The sequence below is a fragment of the Armatimonas sp. genome (genome assembly GCF_964826245.1).
In genome coordinates this window covers 1-3030 of sequence record NZ_CBAYMC010000382.1, presented here as the reverse complement: position 1 = coordinate 3030, position 3030 = coordinate 1, and the positions used below count along the sequence as shown (strand labels likewise).

The 3030-nt window shown below is 59.4% G+C and carries 4 protein-coding genes; all 4 read left to right on the top strand.

Annotated elements, in window-relative coordinates; all coding sequences use genetic code 11:
• Positions 1–562, top strand: a 562-nt coding sequence (locus AC1XOS_RS21780) for an SDR family NAD(P)-dependent oxidoreductase (protein ID WP_481964314.1), incomplete at its 5' end; no start/stop codon positions are given.
• 36 nt (positions 563–598) lie between these two features.
• The gene (locus AC1XOS_RS21775; protein WP_481964313.1) at positions 599–1432 is read left to right on the top strand and encodes a phytanoyl-CoA dioxygenase family protein; all 834 of its coding nucleotides are present in this window, start codon (positions 599–601) and stop codon (positions 1430–1432) included.
• Positions 1433–1525: 93 nt separating this feature from the next.
• Positions 1526–1900 (top strand): methylglyoxal synthase, encoded by a 375-nt coding sequence (locus AC1XOS_RS21770; protein ID WP_481964312.1) that lies wholly within the window; start codon positions 1526–1528, stop codon positions 1898–1900.
• Positions 1900–3030 (top strand): sulfatase family protein (locus tag AC1XOS_RS21765; RefSeq protein WP_481964311.1); only part of this gene is annotated, 1131 nt, incomplete at its 3' end. The genes AC1XOS_RS21770 and AC1XOS_RS21765, both read left to right, overlap by 1 nt.

Sequence of the window (3030 nt, the reverse complement as noted above, 5' to 3'; positions counted from 1 at the left end):
GCTCATCGCACAGATCGAGAGTGAGCTGGGGCGGCTGGATATTCTAGTCAACAACGCGGGGATCAACCGCCGTAAGCCGTTTGAGACCTTCACCGAAGAAGACTACCGCACGATTCTCTCGGTGAACTTGGACGGTGTCTTTTTCCTTTCTCAGGCGGTTCACCCCCTGATGAAGAAGAACGGCGGAGGCAAGATCATCCAGATTGGCTCGATGACCAGCTATGTGGGGATTGGCAATGTGGGCGTGTATGGCATGACCAAGTCCGCTATCGGGCAGCTTGCCAAGACCCTCGCGGTCGAGTGGGCTAAGGACAATATCCAAGTGAACTGTCTCTGCCCCGGCTTTATCGTCACGCCGCTGACCGAGGCGGGGATGTTCTCCGATGAGAAGAAAGTCAAGTGGATTCTGGGGCGCGTCCCCGCCCACCGACCCGGCACCCCAGAAGACCTGCTGGGAGTCGCGCTGCTTCTCGCCTCCCCCGCCTCGTCGTATCTGACCGGTCAGCTCATCGCCATTGATGGTGGCTTCTTAGCGGGCGGAAGCTGGGACAACCCGTTCTAGTTGCATCAATCCGCACTTTAGCCCACAATCTAAGATATGGAAACAACGGCGCTACAGTTCCGCCTCACCGACGACGAGCGGCAGCACTTCAATACGCAGGGCTATCTGATTGTCGAGGACGCACTTGACCGGGAGCAAGTCGCTCGATTGACGCAGCTCACCGATACGATTCATGAGAAGAAACTGGCGGCAGGCTTTGATCCGAGCACGGCGCTCTTCTACCCGAACTTCATCCCCGAAGCGCCTGAGTTTGCGGACTTGGTGGACTACGAGAAGATTCTGCCCAAGGTCTGGGGGATTCTAGGGTGGAATATCTACCTCTACCATGCGCATCTGATTGTCACGCCGCCGTCGGGGAAGATGCGCGATACTAAAACCTTTGGCTGGCACCAAGACAGTGGGCGGGTCAATCAGGAAATGGAGAGCCACCCACGTCCGCGCCTCTCGCTGAAAGTCGCCTACTTCCTCTCGGACACCAGCGAGGAGGGACGCGGCAACTTCTGGATTATTCCGGGAAGCCACCTAGACGACACGCTCACGCTCCCCGAAAACCGCGAAGGCCAGCCTGAGGGAGCGATTCCGGTGCGCGTGAAACCTGGCACCGCCGTATTCTTCGACCGTCGCCTCTGGCACACCGCAAGCCCAAACTGGAGCGATATCACGCGCAAGATCCTGTTCTATGGCTATGGCTACCGCTGGATTCGCACGAAAGACGACATGACCGTCCAAGACCTCTGGCCGACTTCTAGCCCGATCCGCAAGCAGCTCCTGGGCTACGGCACCAACTGCAACGGCTTCTACTCACCCACCGATGACGATGTCCCGCTGCGCGTCTGGCTCCGAGAACACTCCCCCGACGAGGCACGGTAATCTCTCCGCGATTGGGTATTTTGCAGTCGCGGAGCGACTTTTTGGCACTTGTGCCTACAGACGCCGCTTTCAATCGGCGGGTAAAATAGCCGTATGAGTGACGCAAAGTACGTGGCGCTGATCGCCCACGATGGACGCAAAGATGTGATGGCGGACTTCGTGCGACGGCATAAAGTGCAGCTCGATGGCTTGCCGCTGGTGGCGACCGCGACCACGGGCGGGATTGTCGAAGCCGAAACGGGGCTAGAAGTGCGGCGCGTGCTCTCTGGGCCGCGCGGCGGTGATCTCCAGATCGGGGCGATGATCGCGGAGGGACGCGTGCGTGCCGTGGTGTTTCTGCGCGACCCGCTCACCGCACATCCCCACGAGCCGGACATCAATGCCCTCATGAAGGTCTGCGATATTCACAATATCCCGCTCGCTACCAATATCGCCACGGCCGATATGCTGGTGGACAACTTAAAGTAATGAAACAGCCCAATATTCTTGTCTTTCTCACCGATGATCATGGGGCGTGGGCAATGGGCTGTGCGGGTAATAAAGAGCTGCACACGCCCGCGATGGACTTTCTGGCGCACACGGGGGCGCGGATGACCCATGCCTACACGCCAGGGCCGGTCTGCTCACCCGCTCGTGCTTGCTTTTGGACGGGACGGATGCCGTCGCAGCATGGGATTCACGACTGGATTCAAGAGCCCACCCGCCCGAACATTCGCTTGCAGGGCGAGGTCAATCTGGCGGAGCGCCTGAAAGCGGCGGGCTACCAGACGGGGCACTTTGGAAAGTGGCACTGCGGCGCAAGCTGGGAGAAGCAGCCGGGCTTTGATGACTATCTCGGCGAGAACAAAGAGCAGTATCCGCACAAGGGAATCTGCAAGTTCATGCACAACGGCGTGCCCATCGAGCACAATGGGCACCGGGCGCCGTTTGTGACGAAAAAAGCGCTGGAGTTCTTAGCGCAGCGCGATAAGTCCCGCCCGTTCTTCTGCTTTATTGGCCATGTGGACACGCACTCGCCGTTCACACAGCACCCGGAGCGGCTGGTCGAGAGTCATGCGAAAGATACGTTTGCGGACATTCCGAAAGAAAAATATGTTGGAAACGCGGCGCGGGTGCCGGGCAAGCTCCCCGAGGCGAAAGAGCACCGGCGGCGGCTGGAGCAGTACTACGCTGCCGTCGAGATGATCGATGAGCAAGTGGGGCTGGTCTTAGACTATCTCGATGGGATTGGGGAGCTGGACAACACGCTGGTGGTCTACACGGGCGATCATGGGCACATGAACGGGCACCACGGGCTATACTTTAAGGGCAACGCGACCCAGCCACCCAACTTCTACGACGAGAGCATCCAGGTGCCGTGTGTCCTGCGCTGGCCGGGACAGATCGCGGCGGGGACGGTAAGCGCCGCCCCCACAAGCCACTGCGATCTTTTTCAGACGCTACTTGGCGCGGCGGGCGTTTCGGTAAGCGGCTATGATGGCCCAGGGCGCAGCTACTTAGGCTTGCTCGGAAACGCAGTGGACATGAAGTGGGGCGATGCGAGCTTCTGTGAGTACGGCACGGCGCGGATGATTCGCACATCCAAGTGGAAGCTCGTT